General features: G+C 26.3%; 17 protein-coding genes and 1 pseudogene. 11 read left to right on the top strand and 7 right to left on the bottom strand.

All coding sequences use genetic code 4. The annotated features are described in order from the left end of the window. Window positions 1-19: 19 nt before the first annotated feature. On the bottom strand, window positions 20-580 hold the full coding sequence (locus AACL02_RS05425) for a hypothetical protein (protein WP_339043263.1): 561 nt from the start codon (window positions 578-580) through the stop codon (window positions 20-22). A gap of 197 nt (window positions 581-777) precedes the next feature. Here AACL02_RS05425 and AACL02_RS05420 point away from each other — a divergent pair. Then, a pseudogene (locus AACL02_RS05420) lies at window positions 778-1,895 on the top strand (IS3 family transposase). Between the two features lie 227 nt (window positions 1,896-2,122). On the opposite strand, the gene AACL02_RS05415 reads toward AACL02_RS05420, so the two are convergent. From AACL02_RS05415 to AACL02_RS05400, 4 genes are all read right to left on the bottom strand, one after another. After that, on the bottom strand, window positions 2,123-4,183 hold the full coding sequence (locus AACL02_RS05415; protein ID WP_339043261.1) for a PTS transporter subunit EIIC: 2,061 nt from the start codon (window positions 4,181-4,183) through the stop codon (window positions 2,123-2,125). Between the two features lie 332 nt (window positions 4,184-4,515). Then, a complete protein-coding gene (locus AACL02_RS05410) occupies window positions 4,516-5,052 on the bottom strand; it encodes an IS1595 family transposase (protein ID WP_339043259.1) in 537 nt (178 codons plus the stop codon). Window positions 5,053-5,131: 79 nt separating this feature from the next. Beyond that, window positions 5,132-6,370: an IS256 family transposase gene (locus AACL02_RS05405; RefSeq protein ID WP_339043614.1), complete on the bottom strand. Its 1,239-nt coding sequence runs from the start codon at window positions 6,368-6,370 to the stop codon at window positions 5,132-5,134. Window positions 6,371-6,452: 82 nt separating this feature from the next. After that, window positions 6,453-6,962 (bottom strand): hypothetical protein, encoded by a 510-nt coding sequence (locus tag AACL02_RS05400; protein WP_339043257.1) that lies wholly within the window; start codon window positions 6,960-6,962, stop codon window positions 6,453-6,455. A 285-nt stretch (window positions 6,963-7,247) separates the two neighbouring features. On the opposite strand from AACL02_RS05400, the gene AACL02_RS05395 reads away from it, so the two are divergent. From AACL02_RS05395 to glyA, 10 genes are all read left to right on the top strand, one after another. Then, a complete protein-coding gene (locus tag AACL02_RS05395) occupies window positions 7,248-8,039 on the top strand; it encodes an IS1595 family transposase (RefSeq protein WP_339043612.1) in 792 nt (263 codons plus the stop codon). 344 nt (window positions 8,040-8,383) lie between these two features. Next, window positions 8,384-9,661, top strand: coding sequence for a GTPase ObgE (gene obgE / locus AACL02_RS05390; protein ID WP_339043255.1), 1,278 nt, complete (start codon window positions 8,384-8,386; stop codon window positions 9,659-9,661). Between the two features lie 32 nt (window positions 9,662-9,693). Beyond that, window positions 9,694-10,785, top strand: a complete 1,092-nt coding sequence (locus AACL02_RS05385; RefSeq protein ID WP_338974852.1) for a DNA recombination protein RmuC — start codon at window positions 9,694-9,696, stop codon at window positions 10,783-10,785. A gap of 2 nt (window positions 10,786-10,787) precedes the next feature. Next, window positions 10,788-11,534, top strand: coding sequence for an NAD(+) synthase (gene nadE / locus AACL02_RS05380; protein WP_338977649.1), 747 nt, complete (start codon window positions 10,788-10,790; stop codon window positions 11,532-11,534). A 12-nt stretch (window positions 11,535-11,546) separates the two neighbouring features. Further along, window positions 11,547-12,269 (top strand): YebC/PmpR family DNA-binding transcriptional regulator, encoded by a 723-nt coding sequence (locus AACL02_RS05375; protein ID WP_338975273.1) that lies wholly within the window; start codon window positions 11,547-11,549, stop codon window positions 12,267-12,269. A gap of 414 nt (window positions 12,270-12,683) precedes the next feature. Continuing rightward, window positions 12,684-13,922: an IS256 family transposase gene (locus tag AACL02_RS05370; protein WP_339043610.1), complete on the top strand. Its 1,239-nt coding sequence runs from the start codon at window positions 12,684-12,686 to the stop codon at window positions 13,920-13,922. 474 nt (window positions 13,923-14,396) lie between these two features. Further along, window positions 14,397-15,089, top strand: a complete 693-nt coding sequence (locus AACL02_RS05365) for an IS1595 family transposase (RefSeq protein WP_339043608.1) — start codon at window positions 14,397-14,399, stop codon at window positions 15,087-15,089. Window positions 15,090-15,592: 503 nt separating this feature from the next. After that, on the top strand, window positions 15,593-16,036 hold the full coding sequence (gene rpiB, locus AACL02_RS05360; protein ID WP_339043252.1) for a ribose 5-phosphate isomerase B: 444 nt from the start codon (window positions 15,593-15,595) through the stop codon (window positions 16,034-16,036). Between the two features lie 180 nt (window positions 16,037-16,216). Further along, entirely contained in the window at window positions 16,217-16,909 is a 693-nt protein-coding gene (locus tag AACL02_RS05355; protein WP_339043437.1) for an IS1595 family transposase, read from the top strand. 111 nt (window positions 16,910-17,020) lie between these two features. Next, complete coding sequence (glyA, locus tag AACL02_RS05350) at window positions 17,021-18,322, top strand: serine hydroxymethyltransferase (RefSeq protein ID WP_339043250.1); 1,302 nt, start codon at window positions 17,021-17,023, stop codon at window positions 18,320-18,322. Between the two features lie 65 nt (window positions 18,323-18,387). Here glyA and AACL02_RS05345 read toward each other — a convergent pair whose 3' ends face one another. Together AACL02_RS05345 and AACL02_RS05340 are read right to left on the bottom strand one after the other, a co-directional pair. Next, window positions 18,388-18,555, bottom strand: coding sequence for a hypothetical protein (locus tag AACL02_RS05345; RefSeq protein WP_339043248.1), 168 nt, complete (start codon window positions 18,553-18,555; stop codon window positions 18,388-18,390). Window positions 18,556-18,677: 122 nt separating this feature from the next. Beyond that, window positions 18,678-19,916 carry an IS256 family transposase gene (locus AACL02_RS05340; RefSeq protein WP_339043606.1) on the bottom strand — a complete coding sequence of 413 codons (1,239 nt, stop codon included), beginning with the start codon at window positions 19,914-19,916 and terminating at the stop codon, window positions 18,678-18,680. Between the last annotated feature and the right edge of the window lie 29 nt (window positions 19,917-19,945).

The following is a 19,945-nucleotide window of genomic DNA, read 5'->3' as shown; positions in this document are numbered from 1 at the left end:
TCTATCTATATAAAATATTTTATCTTAAAAATATTGAAGGGAAAGTACTCATTAAAATAATCGTTATTATTGCTAAACAACTAAATATGCATAATCTAATAATATGACGAAAATGTTTTTTATTTAAATAACTAATTGTTTGATTTAAATACATTAAATTTCATTTATTAATTGGCAATTGATAATAATCCAAAATAGCGATTAAAATTGCATGTCGTTTAAATGATTTACATTTTTTATAATATTTAATATGGAATGAAATTTCATTTCAATGCTTGAAACTAAAAATATTATTAAGATCCATTAGTTCCGAAACAATTTCTTCTGGTGTAAAATCAGCATTTGCTGCATAAAAAGATTTGAATTGCTTATTTTTTTTAATTCAATATTTAACCTCATAAATAATCATAAATAATGCAATTACTAATACCATTACCACTGTTAAATCTTTAAATATATTTACCGCATACAATAATTTTCGAAGTTCAAAACTAATTTTTTGATCAGTTTTATCAATAACAGTTAATAATATTGAAAGAATTATTGAAAATATTGATAAAAACAATGCTAATATATCCATAATTATAATTTTTTGTGTACATTTTAATTTAATATATTTAAATAAATCTTTAACAACAATATTAACATCAATTGTTAATGTTAAATTTTGTATATTTGTTTGTATTTCTTCATACCTAGCTTCTTCTAACTTGGATGGGTTAAACTTTATTGGACACTAATTACATAGACAAGTGAACAAAGAAAGGAACTATAATTATGGCCAATATTAACTCATATACCGATGAATTTAAAAAACAAATAGTAGCTTTATATCAAAGTGGCAAATCAGTATCTTGCCTTGTTAAATAATATAATGTTACAAGAGCAGCTACTTACAATTGAATTAAGCAATTTACTAATTCAGGTAGTTTTAAAACTAAAGATAATCGTTCTGTTGAAGAAAATGAATTAATTAAATTAAGAAAAGAATTAAAACAATTAAGAATGGAAAATGATATTTTAAAGCAAGCAGCACTAATAATAGGCAGAAAGTAGAGATTATTGCAAATAATAAATCTAAATATAAAATTCGCACAATGTGTCATTTTTTAAAACTCTCTAAATCAACATATTATTTTAATTTAAAGAAAAAAAATAAAATTCAAAATAATATTTATGAACAAGCTGTTATTAGTGCTTTTAAAAAAAATAAAGAAGTTTATGGTACTAGAAGATTAAAAGTCATTCTAGAAAACCAAGAAATTTATTTATCAAGACGAAAAATTAAAGAAATTATGAATAAACATAATTTAATATCAAAATACACTAAATTATCATTCAAAAATTATCATAATAAAGTCAATGATAGTCAAATAACCAATCTTGTTAATAGAAACTTTAATAATAGAGTTAAAAATTAAGTTATTGTTAGTGATTTAACTTATGTTCAAGTAAATGGTAAGTGAAACTATATTTGTTTATTAATTGACCTATTTAACCGCGAAATAATTGGACATAGTGTAGGTACTAAAAAAGATGCATCATTAGTATATCAAGCATTTATGCACTCAAATCGCTGTTTAAAAGATATTCAAATATTTCATAGTGATCGCGGTAATGAATTTAATAATAAAATTATTGATAAACTTTTACTAGCATTCAATGTTAATCGCTCTTTAAGCAAAAAAGGTTGTCCTTATGATAACGCTGTTGCTGAAGCAACCTTTAAAACTTTCAAAACCGAATTTATTAATGATAAAAATTTTACATCATTAATCCAATTAAAATTAGAATTATTTGATTACATCAATTGATATAACAACATAAGAATTCACGGCACTTTAAACTACTTAACTCCAGTTAATTATCAAAAACAAATGTCTACCAAAAAATAGTCCTAAAAAGGGTTGCCATTCCAACTACTTAACTCCAGTTAATTATCAAAAACAAATGTCTACCAAAAAATAGTCCTAAAAAGGGTTGCCATTCCAACTTTTCTTCTTCATCATCAAAAAACATAGTTTTCCCTCCATCCTATATTATAATTTTAACATTATCCGTAACTAAAACTAAAAAAATGAACAACTCAAAAAGTTGCTCATTTTTATATTTTAGTAATAGTTTATTTTGGAGTTCAAGTTTTTAATAAATCATTTTTAATATTACCTACTTGTGGCCCATAAATTACCTGAATAGCTGTACCTTTTTTAAAGATACCAACCGCACCAGTTGATTTTAAAATATTATCATCAATTTTAGTTTCATCAAAAACTGTAACACGCAATCTTGTAGCACAATTGTCTAATAATTTAACATTACTTCGTCCACCAAGACCTTTAAAAATATTTTCTAACATATCATTATTTTTATCTTTATTAGTATCAGGTGTTAATGTTTGTTTCTTTGCCATTTCTGCTTGTAAAGTTTTATGAATAGACTCTGCACCATCAAGATAGGTAATTTCAACTTTATTGGCAATTACTTTAATATTTTTAGTTCCACTTAATCTTAATAAAGCTTTTGAATAAATATTTGCATCTTTTAAAGTTGCAACTAATACTTTATCTTTAGCGTTAACATCAATGATATTTAATGCTCCACCAAGTCCAAGTAATAAATTTTCTACTTTTGTTCTACCTTTTTTTGAAGACTTATCTAAAGAACTTTCAACACTTTGTAAAGCTAAGTTGGTTGCTAATTCTCCTTCTTCACGACCTAAAGTTTTGTAATTTCTTCACTTAATAATGTAATAGAACCCAAAGAAATAAGCAGGTGCCATAATTAATCCAGTAACAAATACTCAATAGAATCCTGTTTCTTTACCAAGAATACTTGGTAATATTCCAAAGAAAGAAAAATCAATAAATCCAGCAGCAAAACCTTGACCAACAACTATATTTAATAAATAAGCCATCATAAAACTAATTCCTGCCATAAATGCATGGAAAACAAAACATAATGGTGCTACAAATAAGAATGAAAACAATAATGGTTCTGTAACTCCTGTTAAGAAAGAAGTTAGAGCAGCAGATCCTAAAATACCACCAACCATTTTTTTATTTTCTGGTCGTGCTAACATTCACATAGCAAGTGCTGCAAAGGGATAGCCATATTGCATATATGCAAATCGCCCACTCATAAACATTGTTCCCGGTGTTTGATTCATGTGTCCTACTGCATTAGAAGCAAATTGTCCAAAGAAAATATTGTACGCTCCAACAAAATGATCACCAGATTCATTAATTCAATTTCCACCAATTCCAGTATATCAGAAAGGCGCATATTGAACGTGATGCAATCCTGTTGGTATTAATAAACGCTCAGTAATTCCAAAAAACATTGCAATAAATGCTCCACCAACTGTCGGATGAAAATTATCACCAGTTAACTGTCCATCAGTAAGTTGACCTGTATTCATACCAGCTGCTAAGCCATTACCAATTTCTCTAAAAGCAATTAATAACATTGGTCAAATAAAGAAAAAAGCTAATCCCATTCCTATTCCAACAAAAACAGCTAAAATTGGCACAAAACGTTCACCACCAAAAAAAGCTAATACTCTTGGCATACGAATATTGTATGAATGATTATGAAGAATTGATACTAATCAACCAACAAGAATGCCACCTAAAACTGAAGTATCAAACGTAGGAAATAATCCTAAGACAGAAGAAAATAAACCAGAAGATTTACAACTTTCTGGAGTAATCTTTGCACCTTCACCTAAACCTCATGGATCAAACCCCAACATTCCTGTTTTAGGATTTCAAAAAAACATGCCACTAATAACTGAAGTCATAACAATAAAAGTAATAAATCCAGAAAGAGCAGCTACACCTTTACTAGCTTTTGCAAAACCAAAAGCAATAGAAATAGCAAAAATCAATCCTAAATTAGCAAAAACAACGTTTCCGGATGATTGCATAATTGAAAAAATATTAATAATAGCAACAAGACTATCATGATTAGGCAATTGCTTTAAAGCACTAGCAACTCCACCACCAATTCCTAACAATAAACCAGCTATTGGTAATGTAGCTATTGGTAAAACAATGGCTCTTGATAAGTTTTGCATTTTACCAAACATTTTGCCACCTAATTTATTGAAAGTTCCTTTAAAAGTAAAACTAGGATTTTTCTTATCCTCAGGAGATGTTTGTTTACTATGAAAAAATTTACTCATTTTCTCACCTCCATTCTATATTGTTCTATACAGATGAGAATTTTATTCTATACAGATAAAAATATTATATATAGTATAATAGTAAAAACAACAATAAAATAAATAAAAACGATTTTTTTACTACTATAATATTAATTTCGGAGAAATTTTATAATCTATATAGATATTATTAATAACTACTATAAATTTTAATAGTATATTGTAATTAAAAAAATAGTAAATATTTTAAAACACTTAATATTTTTATTTTGGCTTTTCTCCCTTTATGTAATATTTTAATTTTATCACATAAATGCTGAGAAAAGCCTATCTACGGACTTCTCCCCACATTTTTAAATCAAACATAGAATTACAGTTTCAAAACTAGGTATCTTGTTGAATTTATATGCAGCTTCTTTAGCATATAAATGAACATGATGTTTTGCAACTTTGATATGTGTTTTAAATGTTCTTCTTATATGTTTTCAAACTGATTCAATTTGGTTGGTATTTACAACAATTTTTGAAACATAGCCATCTTGATGGTTAACTGTTTCATGCTTAGTGAAAAATGATTTAAAATCGCAATATCCTTTTCAAGAATCAGTATATACAAGACATTTTGAAGAAATGTGGTTTTTTGCAAACTGCAAAAGATTTTTACTCTTTGCGTTTTTCAATACTTTCACAATTAAATTATTGGTTGTTTTTTGATAAATGCCAACAATCAAGGTTTTATTCACCAAGGATCTTCCTTGTTTTTTAAAACCCATATGTGAAAGATACATTTCATCAATTTGCACTGTACCTTCAACAATAAATTTAGGTTTTTGTTTTGCAATACGTGTTCTGATTTTATGAGTCATTCTTCAAGCAGTTTTCAAAGTCACTCCCAATTCTTTTGCAATATCTGTTGATGGAATTCCAGAGGCTTTTTAATAATCTGTGTATCTTTGTTTTACAAAGTTACTAATTTAGATTAATTCTGTCTTCAAATTTTATCATAAAATGAGCAATTGCTGTATTTCAATTTTGAATAGGCAATGTTCATTTTTTTGTTATATTTTCAATTGCCAAGTAAAATATTTTGAAAACTGCCATATCATTAGGAAAAATTTTTTTATTTCTGATGATTTTTCGTAATTGACTATTAACAGATTCAATAGCATTTGTAGTATAAATCACTCTTTTGATTTCTACTGGATAACTAATAAAAACCATTAAATTATCTCAATTTTTATATCAAGATTTAGTAATTTGAGGATATTGTTTATTTCATTTACTTTCAAACGATTCTAAAGCTTGCATTGCTTGTTCTTCACTACATGCACTATAAATTGGTTTTAAATCTGCAACTAGACCTTTTCGATGTTTGTATGAAACATATTTTAAACTATTTCTAATTTGATGAACAATGCATAATTGATGTTCTGTTTTAGGATAAACTGATTGTATTGCTTCTGACATGCCTGTTAAATTATCACTACAAGCAATAAGAATATCATTTAAGCCACGATTTTTCATTTCTGTGAAATTAGATAATCAAAACTTAGAACCTTCATTTTCACTAATTCATAATCCTAAAACATCTTTTTTGCCTTCTAAATCAACTCCTAATGCTATATAAACTGATTTGTTAATAATCCGTTTATCTTGTCGTACTTTAACTACTATACAATCAAAATAAACAATAGGATAAATACTTTCTAATGGTCGATTTTGTCATGCTTTAACATCATCAATAACATCATCAGTAATTTGACTAATAACACTTTCACTAATATCAGCACCATGATATAACTCTTGCAACTGCATTCTAATGTCAGATAATGTCATTCCTTTTGCATACAAGGAAAGAACTTGTTGATCAAAACCATCAAATCTTCTTTGCCTTTTAGGAACTATTACAGGAGTAAAATTACTATTGCGATCTCTTGGTACATCAATTTCAATTTTACCTTGTTGAGTTATTAATTTTTTTGAACTTGTACCATTACGAGCATTTTCAGTAGTACTATTTTGATTTTTTTCATATCCTAAATAATTTTGCATTTCAGAATTCAACATTTTTTCAACTAATCTTTTTGTTAATTCTTTATATAAAACGCCAGGTTTAAAAACTGTTGTTAAATCTTCAGTATTTTCTAGTAATAAATCTACTGCTTTTGATATTTGATCATTATTATTAAAGTTATCTTTTTTAGCCATCTGTAACTCACTCTTTCTAGTCATTTAATTATATTTACTAGAATTAATTAAACATAGTTATTTTTGTAAGTTACACAGATTACTAAACATTTCCTTTTTCTCTATTATCCATATAATCTTGGATTATTTCTTGTAAATGTTCAATACTTTCTGTTGCTTCTTTTAAGTTTGTTTCTAATTTTGTATTTTTATCTTGAGTTGCTTTTAGTTCTTCTTCTAAATTTTCATTATTATCCTTATAATCTTTAAGTTCTGTTTCTAGTTTTTCTTTACTGTCTTGAAATTGTTTTAATTGTGTTTCTAATTCTTTTTTATTGTTTTTTGAATCATTTAATTCTGTTTCTAATTTTGTATTTTTATCTTGAATTTTTTTTAATTCTTCTTTTAGTTCTTTAACTTTATATTCAAAATTTTTGTTTTCTTTTACTGATTTTGTATAAAGATTGCTTATTTCGTCTAATTTATTACATGTTTCTTGTAATTTTTTATTTAATTTCTCAATTTTTTTATCACATTTATTGCTAGTGGTAATACCTCATCAACTATCAACATCAGATTTTTTTACTATATTTTTATCTTTATCATTTATCATTTTTAAAGTACCCCTTTTTAAATATAAATATTTATTTTTAATAATTGAGATTTATTAAAATATTTTTAATTAAATTTTCATTTATTTTTTTAAATTACTTTAAATAAATCTCAAATAAAGTTTATATGTGAAAAAAACAATATCCAATATATTTTTTCAAAGATAAAACTAAATAAAAAAACTATTTATTTGATTTTAAACAAATTAATAAAAACACCTATAAGTTTTATTTTAATATATAATTCGGACTTCTCCCCACATGTACTTGTGGAGGGAATAATGAAACTGAATGAATTCAAAAATGCTTTTCAAACTGAACAGCAATGTCTTGCATATATAGCAAATTTGAAAGAAAACAAATGTATTAGGTGTTTTAATTTTAATTTGAATACTTCTGATTTAAAAAGAATGAGATGTTTAAAATGTAATCAAACATTTAGCATTCTCACAGGCACCATATTTTCAAGGTCACAAACATCTTTAACATCTTGGTTTTATCTTATCTTTAGATGAATAAACACCAAACATTGAATTCCATCAACAGATATTGCAAAAGAATTAGGAGTGACTTTGAAAACTGCTTGAAGAATGACTCATAAAATCAGAACACGTATTGCAAAACAAAAACCTCAATTTATTGTTGAAGGTACAGTGCAAATTGATGAAATGTATCTTTCACATATGGGTTTTAAAAAACAAGGAAGATCCTTGGTGAATAAAACCTTGATTGTTGGCATTTATCAAAAAACAACCAATAATTTAATTGTGAAAGTATTGAAAAACGCAAAGAGTAAAAATCTTTTGCAGTTTGCAAAAAACCACATTTCTTCAAAATGTCTTGTATATACTGATTCTTGAAAAGGATATTGCGATTTTAAATCATTTTTCACTAAGCATGAAACAGTTAACCATCAAGATGGCTATGTTTCAAAAATTGGTGTAAATACCAACCAAATTGAATCAGTTTGAAAACATATAAGAAGAACATTTAAAACACATATCAAAGTTGCAAAACATCATGTTCATTTATATGCTAAAGAAGCTGCATATAAATTCAACAAGATACCTAGTTTTTAAACTGTAATTCTATGTTTGATTTAAAAATGTGGGGAGAAGTCCGTAGATAGGCTTTTCTCAGCATTTATGTGATAAAATTAAAATAGTACATAAAGGGAGAAAAGCCATATAATTTTTCATATATGAAAATAACTTAAATGATATTTAACATTAAAAAAATGTTTTTTTAATTTTCATAAAGCAAAAATGGTTTACAAAAAATATTAACTAGATATAGTAAATTATTATTTTTTTAACAATAATATCTGTATACTAAAATTATATGAAAAATAAAATAGTATTTTACACAAAAATGTTAACACTATATAATAAGAGTTATTATTAATATAAAAAAGGAGTAAGAAATGCGTTTTATAGATGTAACAAAATTAAAAGTTACTGCTGGCAAAGGTGGTGATGGTGTTGTTGCTTTTCGTCGTGAACTTTATGTAGCCAAAGGTGGTCCATCTGGTGGAGATGGAGGAAGAGGCGGTAATATTATCTTTATTGGTGATTCGGGTATGAATACTCTATTAGACTTACGTAAAAATAAAGAGATAACTGCTGAAGATGGTAAAAATGGTGCACCCAAAAATATGCATGGACGTAAAGGAACCAATACTTATGTAAAAGTTCCATTGGGTACCATTATTAGAGATAACAAAACTCAAAATATTCTTGGTGATATTATTAAAGATAAACAAGAAATAATAATTGCTACCGGTGGTCTTGGTGGACGAGGAAATGCTCGTTTTGCTTCGGCAATAAATCGAGTACCTAAAATATGTGAAAAAGGAATGCCTGGACAACATTTTGAAATAATTTGTGAGTTGAAATTATTGGCTAATGCCGGATTAGTTGGGTTGCCTAACGCCGGTAAATCAACATTATTAGGAGCTATTTCTGCTTCAACTCCAGCAGTTGCTGATTATCCTTTTACTACTCTTAATCCGCATTTAGGTGTTGTTAGAGTTGATAAAAATAATAATTTTGTTATGGCGGATTTGCCTGGATTAATAGCGGGAGCTAGTTTAGGAAAAGGATTAGGTTTACAATTTTTGCGTCATATTGAACGTTGTCAAGTTTTAGTACATATGATTGATATTAGTGATAAGACTCAAGATCATTTTTTAAATTATCAATTAATTATGAGTGAATTAGAAAGTTATAATAAAGATTTGACAAAAAAACCGCATTTAATTGTTGCAAATAAAATTGATTTACCAGATGCAGAAACTAATTTAGAGAAATTAAAAGAACAAATTAAATTACCAATAATTGCAATTTCTGCTATGAAACATATTAGTTTGGATATATTAATTAAAGATATTGCTAAAGCTGTTGAAAAAGAACAACTGCATCAAGTTAATAATGATGAAAATAATGAAGAACATATTCTTTATGAATATATTAATAAAGAAGAAGTTCCACAAGTTTTTATTACTAAAATTGCAAGTAATCAATGAACTATTTCTGGTAAAACCGTTGAAGTAATATATCAAAAAAATCCTTTAAATAATTATCATAATATTTTATTATTTAAAATTAAATTACAAGATTTAGGAATTTATGATGAATTAAGAAAGCAAGGAATAAAAAAAGGTGATCATGTTAAGATTTTTAATTATGATATGATTTGATAAGAAGAATAAAAAAGGGCAAAGGAAAATAGGAAATGGAAATAGTAATTAGTTTATTGGTAGTTATTTTAATTATTAGTAGTATTGGTGGCTTAATAATTTATATGCAAATTAAAAAAAGTCAGAATGTTACTAGTGACCCAATTGCACAAGATTTTTTAAAAATGCAAGTAGAAACTTTAAAAGAACAATTAAATGATTTTAAAATATCATGAAATGGTTCAGATCGTGATAAAACCGAAAAATTAATTAATTTAATGAGTAATATTGATAATTTTCAAAAAAATTTAGATAAAAAAGAAGATGATTATAAACGCAATGCTGATGTCATTCAAAGACAAGTAGTAGATGTTATTAAAGATTTAGCAAAGTTACAAGAATCATCAACTGTTTTAGGAAAAATTAATGATAATATTCAAAGTTTACAAGAAGTTTTTATTAATACTAAAAAACGTGGTAATGTTGGTGAATTTGTTTTAGAAAAAATTTTGACTAATATGTTGGGTTCAAATCAAAAATTATGAGAACGACAATATAAAACAATTGATGGCAAAGTTGTTGATGCCTATGTAAAAACAGATTCTGAAAAAGAAGGAATTGCTATTGATTCAAAGTTTTCAATTGATAACTATCAAAGGTATTTAGTAAGTGAAGATATTAAAGTTAAAGAAAATTATTTAAAAGATTTTCGTAATGATATTCGTAAACGAATTGATGAAGTTGGAAAATATATTAATATTAAAAATAAGATTTCTAGCGCAGTAATGTTTATTCCTTCTGAAGAAATATTTGCTTTTATTTACGCACAATTTGCTGATGATATTGTTGAATATGCTTTTAAGAAACGTGTTTGAATTACCTCTCCTACTACTTTATCTGCTGTTTTATTTACAGTTGATAAAAATCGTAAAGACATTGATTTCAATAAAAATTTAGAAAAAATGGCAAAAAAATTACGTTTATTCAAAGATGATTTTGATCGTTGGGTTGATAGATGAGAAAAAGTTAAGTCTGGTTTTGATACAACTAATAAAGCCATTGAAACTTTAGATAAAACCCATAATAAAATTGCTGGACATTATAACAATATTTTTGAAATGTCTGAAGAAATAAAAGAGAGTGAATAATTATGAATTTAGAACAATATTTAGATGAAATTATTAAATTTTTACAAAGTGAAGTAAAAAAAGCAAATGCCAAAGGTTTAATTGTTGGTTTAAGTGGTGGTGTTGACTCGGCAGTAGTAGCATTATTGATTAAAAAAGCTTTTCCTAATGATCATTTAGCATTAATTATGCCTTGTTTTTCACCAGATATTGATTTAGAATATGCAAATAATTTAGTTAATATTCATAAATTAAATGCCAAAGTAGTTAATTTAAATAATGTTTTTTTAAGTTTTAAAAAAACATTAGAAACTGAAATTAATATAGAAAAATCAAAATTAATTTTAGGAAATTTAAAAGCTAGATTAAGAATGAATACTCTTTATGCATATGCACAAAATCATAATTATTTAGTTGTAGGAACAGATAATAGTGACGAATGACACATTGGTTATTTTACTAAATATGGTGATGGTGGTGTTGATTTATTACCAATTATTCATTTGTTAAAAAAAGATGTTTTTGCTGCAGCAAAGATATTAAAAGTTAATGAAGAGATCATTATTCGTAAGCCAACTGCTGGTTTATGAGATGGACAAACCGATGAAATGGAAATGCAATTTAAGTATGAACAATTAGATCAATATTTACTAGGAAATAAATCATTAATACCATCATCAGTAATTAATAAAATTGAATTTATGCATCAGAATAGTGCACACAAAAGAATACCTGTACCGCAAGCTCCAAAATGAACAAGAAAAAAATAAAGGAATGAGAATATGGCTGGACATTCACAATATGCAAATATTAAACATCGTAAAGATGCCCAAGATAACAAACGTGGTAAAATTTTTCAAAAATTATCAAGAGAAATTTATGTTGCTGTTAAATTAGGTGGTGCAAATGTTGAAAATAATCCACGATTAAAATTAATGTTAGAAAAAGCACGACGTATAAATATGCCAAAGGATAATATTAATCGTGCTATTAATAAAGCTAGTAATAAAAATGAAACAACTAATTATGAAGCAGTCACTTATGAAGGATATGGACCAAGTAATATTGCCATAATTATTCATTGTTTAACTGATAATAAAAATCGAACTGCAAGTAATATTCGAAGTTATTTTAATAAATTGGGTGGTCATTTAGCTGCTACTAATTCTGTTCAATATTTATTTCAAACAACGGGGGTAATTCAATTTTCAAGTTTATTATCAGTTGAAGAAATATTGGAGTTAATAATTGATTTTGAAATTTTTAATATTGAAAAAAATGAAGATATTATTGATATTGAAGTTAATCCTAAACAGTTAAATGCTGTAACTAATTTATTAGAAAAAAATAATATTAATGATTTTATTAGTAATGAAATTGTTAATATTCCCCATGAATTGATTACCATTACTGATCAACAACAAATTAAATTAATTGATATATTGTTAGAAACAATTGAAAATGATGATGATGTGCTTTCAATTGAACATAATTTTAAAAAATAAAAAGGTTTATTTTTCTTTTTCATCTAATTAATAGTAAGAATAGAAAAGGAGGAATAAGTTATGGATGAATATTTTTAGGTATTATTAAAGAATTTTATGAAAATAAAATTATTTTTGAATGTAATGATCATGGATATATTATTGAAGGTGTTAATTTACAAACATTACCATTAAATATTAAAGTAAAAATTTATGTTTATTTTCATCAAAAACCAACTTATGAACAATTTTTTGGTTTTGTATCAAAACCAATAAAAACCTTTTTTATTCACTTACTTAATATTAGTAATATTGGACCAAAAACTGCTTTAAGATTATTAGGAAATGTTTAGTAATCTGTGTAACTTACAAAAATAACTATGTTTAATTAATTCTAGTAAATATAATTAAATGAATAGAAAGAGTGAGTTACAGATGGCTAAAAAAGATAACTTTAATAATAATGATCCAATATCAAAAGCAGTAGATTTATTACTAGAAAATACTGAAGATTTAACAACAGTTTTTAAACCTGGCGGTTTATATAAAGAATTAACAAAAAGATTAGTTGAAAAAATGTTGAATTCTGAAATGCAAAATTATTTAGGATATGAAAAAAATCAACATAGTACTACTGAAAATGCTCGTAATGGTACAAGTTCAAAAAAATTAATAACTCAACAAGGTAAAATTGAAATTGATGTACCAAGAGATCGCAATAGTAATTTTACTCCTGTAATAGTTCCTAAAAGGCAAAGAAGATTTGATGGTTTTGATCAACAAGTTCTTTCCTTGTATGCAAAAGAAATGACATTATCTGACATTAGAATGCAGTTGCAAGAGTTATATCATGGTGCTGATATTAGTGAAAGTGTTATTAGTCAAATTACTGATGATGTTATTGATGATGTTAAAGCATGACAAAATCGACCATTAGAAAGTATTTATCCTATTGTTTATTTTGATTGTATAGTAGTTAAAGTACGACAAGATAAACGGATTATTAACAAATCAGTTTATATAGCATTAGGAGTTGATTTAGAAGGCAAAAAAGATGTTTTAGGATTATGAATTAGTGAAAATGAAGGTTCTAAGTTTTGATTATCTAATTTCACAGAAATGAAAAATCGTGGCTTAAATGATATTCTTATTGCTTGTAGTGATAATTTAACAGGCATGTCAGAAGCAATACAATCAGTTTATCCTAAAACAGAACATCAATTATGCATTGTTCATCAAATTAGAAATAGTTTAAAATATGTTTCATACAAACATCGAAAAGGTCTAGTTGCAGATTTAAAACCAATTTATAGTGCATGTAGTGAAGAACAAGCAATGCAAGCTTTAGAATCGTTTGAAAGTAAATGAAATAAACAATATCCTCAAATTACTAAATCTTGATATAAAAATTGAGATAATTTAATGGTTTTTATTAGTTATCCAGTAGAAATCAAAAGAGTGATTTATACTACAAATGCTATTGAATCTGTTAATAGTCAATTACGAAAAATCATCAGAAATAAAAAAGTTTTTCCTAATGATATGGCAGTTTTCAAAATATTTTACTTGGCAATTGAAAATATAACAAAAAAATGAACATTGCCTATTCAAAATCGAAATACAGCAATTGCTCATTTTATGATAAAATTTGAAGACAGAATTAATCTAAATTAGTAACTTTGTAAAACAAAGATACACAGATTATTAAAAAGCCTCTACAAATTAATTACATACTCAAATTCTATTTTTATTATATTAATAGGGAGCGTACCGATGTTGTCAATAATATTCAAATTTGTCTTAAAATTATAAAGTTAGACGAGAATAATTTTGACTTCAATATGCAATTGTATGTTAATCTTAACACTTGAAAAATATTAGTCAACAATAATACTTACTTTTATAACACAAAAATTCTTATTAAAGCATCTTTAATAAGTTTTATTTTATTTTTCATTTATTTTAAAATTTTAATTTTAATTTACGGACTTCTCCCCACATGTACTTGTGGAGGGAATAATGAAACTGAATGAATTCAACAATGCTTTTCAAACTGAACAGCAATGTCTTGCATATATAGCAAATTTGAAAGAAAACAAATGTATTAGGTGTTTTAATTTTAATTTGAATAATTCTGATTTAAAAAGAATGAGATGTTTAAAATGTAATCAAACATTTAGCATTCTCACAGGCACCATATTTTCAAGGTCACAAACATCTTTAACATCTTGGTTTTATCTTATCTTTAGATGAATAAACACCAAACATGGAATTCCATCAACAGATATTGCAAAAGAATTGGGAGTGACTTTGAAAACTGCTTGAAGAATGACTCATAAAATCAGAACACGTATTGCAAAACAAAAACATCAATTTATTGTTGAAGGTACAGTGCAAATTGATGAAATCTATCTTTCACATATGGGTTTTAAAAAACAAGGAAGATCCTTGGTGAATAAAACCTTGATTGTTGGCATTTATCAAAAAACAACCAATAATTTAATTGTGAAAGTATTGAAAAACGCAAAGAGTAAAAATCTTTTGCAGTTTGCAAAAAACCACATTTCTTCAAAATGTCTTGTATATACTGATTCTTGAAAAGGATATTGCGATTTTAAATCAGTTTTCACTAAGCATGAAACAGTTAACCATCAAGATGGCTATGTTTCAAAAATTGGTGTAAATACTAACCAAATTGAATCAGTTTGAAAACATATAAGAAGAACATTTAAAACACATATCAAAGTTGCAAAACATCATGTTCATTTATATGCTAAAGAAGCTGCATATAAATTCAAAAAGATACCTAGTTTTGAAAATGTAATTCTATGTTTGATTTAAAAATGTGGGGAGAAGTCCGTAGATAGGCTTTTCTCAGCATTTATGTGATAAAACTAAAATAGTACATAAAGGGAGAAAAGCCTTAATTTATAATAACTGGATGGCTGTATTTATTTGATATCATTTAAAATTAACCATTTTTGTATACATATCAATATTATAAGTTCTATCACCAATCATATGCTTTAAAATTTGTTTAATATTAGTTTCAGTAAAGCAACCAATATTTTCAACTAATGCTTGGTTTAATACACCATCTTTTGCATTAATAAAATAACCAATTTTTAATTTTTTATATTGTAAGGTTAATGATTGTAAAAAATGAATTAATTCATAATATTGACCTTTTTCAAATAAATTTAGGCTTTTCTCCCTTTATGTACTATTTTAGTTTTATCACATAAATGCTGAGAAAAGCCAAAATTATTTTAAAAAGAAAATATATTAATTTTAAAATTAATAGGTATAATAAAACTAATATTTAAACTAAGGAAGTGATAAAGTTGAAAACTAATGGTTTAGTAATTGCTATTGGTAATGATCATACCGCTTATGAATTTAAACAACCAATTATTAAATTTTTACATACAGAAGGCTATCAAATTTTAGATTTAGGAACAAATAGCAGTGAACCTGTTGATTATCCTAATTTTGGTTTTAATGTTGCAAATGCTATTGTTAGTAAAAAAGCAGATTTTTGTATTGTAATTTGTGGTACTGGTATTGGTATTAGCATTGCTACCAATCGTATTAATGGTGTTCGTTGTGCTCTTTGCTATGAGGAAGAAACAGTAAGATTGGCAAGACTTCATAATGACGCTAATGTTTTAGGACTAGGTGCTAGAATTATTTCTGATTATAAAGCAGTAGAACTTGTGAAATTATTTTTAAATACTAAAACAAGTGATGAAAAAAGACATCAATTAAGAGTTGCAAAACTAAAATAATTTTACTATTAAATTACGGACTTCTCCCCACATGTACTTGTGGAGGGAATAATGAAACTGAATGAATTCAAAAATGCTTTTCAAACTGAACAGCAATGTCTTGCATATATAGCAAATTTGAAAGAAAACAAATGTATTAGGTGTTTTAATTTTAATTTGAATACTTCTGATTTAAAAAGAATGAGATGTTTAAAATGTAATCAAACATTTAGCATTCTCACAGGCACCATATTTTCAAGGTCACAAACATCTTTAACATCTTGGTTTTATCTTATCTTTAGATGAATAAACACCAAACATGGAATTCCATCAACAGATATTGCAAAAGAATTGGGAGTGACTTTGAAAACTGCTTGAAGAATGACTCATAAAATCAGAACACGTATTGCAAAACAAAAACCTCAATTTATTGTTGAAGGTACAGTGCAAATTGATGAAATGTATCTTTCACATATGGGTTTTAAAAAACAAGGAAGATCCTTGGTGAATAAAAACTTGATTGTTGGCATTTATCAAAAAACAACCAATAATTTAATTGTGAAAGTATTGAAAAACGCAAAGAGTAAAAATCTTTTGCAGTTTGCAAAAAACCACATTTCTTCAAAATGTCTTGTATATACTGATTCTTGAAAAGGATATTGCGATTTTAAATCAGTTTTCACTAAGCATGAAACAGTTAACCATCAAGATGGCTATGTTTCAAAAATTGGTGTAAATACCAACCAAATTGAATCAGTTTGAAAACATATAAGAAGAACATTTAAAACACATATCAAAGTTGCAAAACATCATGTTCATTTATATGCTAAAGAAGCTGCATATAAATTCAACAAGATACCTAGTTTTGAAACTGTAATTCTATGTTTGATTTAAAAATGTGGGGAGAAGTCCGTAGATAGGCTTTTCTCAGCATTTATGTGATAAAATTAAAATAGTACATAAAGGGAGAAAAGCCTTAAATTATTAAAGAGAGGATGTTTAAAAATGGATAAATCTTTTAATAAAGGTCTTGACCCAGAATTAAAAAAAATTGTGAAAGATGAATGACAACGTCAACAAAATCATATTGAATTAATAGCTTCAGAAAACTATGTATCACCAGCTGTACTTACACTCGCTGGAACAATATTAACTAATAAGTATGCAGAAGGTTATCCGGGCAGAAGATATTATAATGGTTGCGAAAATGTTGATAAAATTGAAAATTTGGCAATAGAGCGTTTTAAACAATTATTTAATTGTAGTCATAAACCAGGTCAATGTAAAAAAGGTAATTTTCATGCTAATGTACAACCTCATTCTGGTAGTCAAGCTAATGCTGAAGCATATGCTGCTATATTACGTCCAGGTGATACTATTCTTGGTATGGAACTTGATGCTGGTGGTCATTTAACTCATGGTTATAAAATTAATTTTTCTGGTAAAATTTATCACGGTGTTAATTATGGTGTAAGTAAAAAGGATGAATATTTAGATTATGATGAAATTTTAAAAATTGCTAAAGAATGTAAACCAAAAATTATTGTAGCAGGAGCTAGTGCTTATTCAAGACTTATTGATTGATCAAAGTTTCGTAAAATTGTTGATACTGTTGGAGCATATTTAATGGTTGATATGGCGCATATTGCTGGATTAATTGCTGCTGGATTACATCAAAATCCTATTTGTTATGCTGATATTACAACAACAACAACTCATAAAACATTAAGAGGACCACGTGGTGGTGCTATTCTTTGCACTGAAGAATTAAAAAAGAAAATTGATACTGCGGTATTTCCTGGTAATCAAGGTGGACCATTGGAACATATTATTGCAGCAAAAGCACAAGCTTTTTATGAAGCATTAACACCAGAATTTAAAACTTATCAAATGCAAGTAATTAAAAATGCGCAAGCATTAGCAAAAACTTTTCTTGATGCAAAATTTCATGTAGTGGCGGGTGGAACTGATAATCATTTATTAACTGTTAATGTTACTAATATTAACGGTTTAAATGGTAAAGAAGCTGTTGATATTTTAGAAAAGATTAATATTGTTGCTAATAAGAATGGTGTTCCCTTTGATCCTTTACCAGCTGTTATTACTAGTGGTGTTCGTTTTGGTAGTCCAGCAATGACAACGAGAGGTTTTAAAGAAGAGCAGTTTATTGAATTAGGAAAGATTATTATTAGTGCTTGAAAATTACCTAAGGGTATTAATGATGATGGTTTACATGAATTAATAAAAAAAGTTGATATACTTTTAAATAAATTTCCCATTTATGAAGATATAAAATTACCTCAATAATAAAATAATTATTTTAAATTTGGAATATGAAAATAAGTTTTCTGTTAATTAACAGAAAACTTATTTTATTTTTTTGAATCTTTAATTTCTTTTATTTTTTCAATAAAATTATTATCATATTTAACCGAAGATTGTTCTTTAATAAACTTTATTAATTCCGAAACATCTTCATCACTAATTCATGGTGCTTGTAAGCGATTGATATTATTTTGTCCTGGAGCTAAAAATAACATATCGCCTTTACCTAATAATTTTTCTGCTCCAGCAGTATCAAGGATTGTTTTTGAATCAATTCAAGATGCAACTTTAAAAGCGAGGCTTTTTAATAATCTGTGTATCTTTGTTTTATAAAGTACTAGTTTAGATTAATTCTATCTTCAAATTTTATCATAAAATGAGCAATTGCTGTATTTCAATTTTGAATAGGCAATGTTCATTTTTTTGTTATATTTTCAATTGCCAAGTAAAATATTTTGAAAACTGCCATATCATTAGGAAAAACTTTTTTATTTCTGATGATTTTTCGTAATTGACTATTAACAGATTCAATAGCATTTGTAGTATAAATCACTCTTTTGATTTCTACTGGATAACTAATAAAAACCATTAAATTATCTCAATTTTTATATCAAGATTTAGTAATTTGAGGATATTGTTTATTTCATTTACTTTCAAACGATTCTAAAGCTTGCATTGCTTGTTCTTCACTACATGCACTATAAATTGGTTTTAAATCTGCAACTAGACCTTTTCGATGTTTGTATGAAACATATTTTAAACTATTTCTAATTTGATGAACAATGCATAATTGATGTTCTGTTTTAGGATAAACTGATTGTATTGCTTCTGACATGCCTGTTAAATTATCACTACAAGCAATAAGAATATCATTTAAGCCACGATTTTTCATTTCTGTGAAATTAGATAATCAAAACTTAGAACCTTCATTTTCACTAATTCATAATCCTAAAACATCTTTTTTGCCTTCTAAATCAACTCCTAATGCTATATAAACTGATTTGTTAATAATCCGTTTATCTTGTCGTACTTTAACTACTATACAATCAAAATAAACAATAGGATAAATACTTTCTAATGGTCGATTTTGTCATGCTTTAACATCATCAATAACATCATCAGTAATTTGACTAATAACACTTTCACTAATATCAGCACCATGATATAACTCTTGCAACTGCATTCTAATGTCAGATAATGTCATTCCTTTTGCATACAAGGAAAGAACTTGTTGATCAAAACCATCAAATCTTCTTTGCCTTTTAGGAACTATTACAGGAGTAAAATTACTATTGCGATCTCTTGGTACATCAATTTCAATTTTACCTTGTTGAGTTATTAATTTTTTTGAACTTGTACCATTACGAGCATTTTCAGTAGTACTCTGTTGATTTTTTTCATATCCTAAATAATTTTGCATTTCAGAATTCAACATTTTTTCAACTAATCTTTTTGTTAATTCTTTATATAAACCGCCAGGTTTAAAAACTGTTGTTAAATCTTCAGTATTTTCTAGTAATAAATCTACTGCTTTTGATATTGGATGATTATTATTAAAGTTATCTTTTTTAGCCATCTGTAACTCACTCTTTCTAGTCATTTAAT

Origin of the sequence: Spiroplasma endosymbiont of Apeira syringaria (assembly GCF_964020205.1) — a bacterium.
Taxonomy (GTDB): domain Bacteria; phylum Bacillota_I; class Bacilli_A; order Mycoplasmatales; family VBWQ01; genus Spiroplasma_E; species Spiroplasma_E ixodetis_A.
This window is presented reverse-complemented; position numbering and strand designations above follow the sequence as displayed.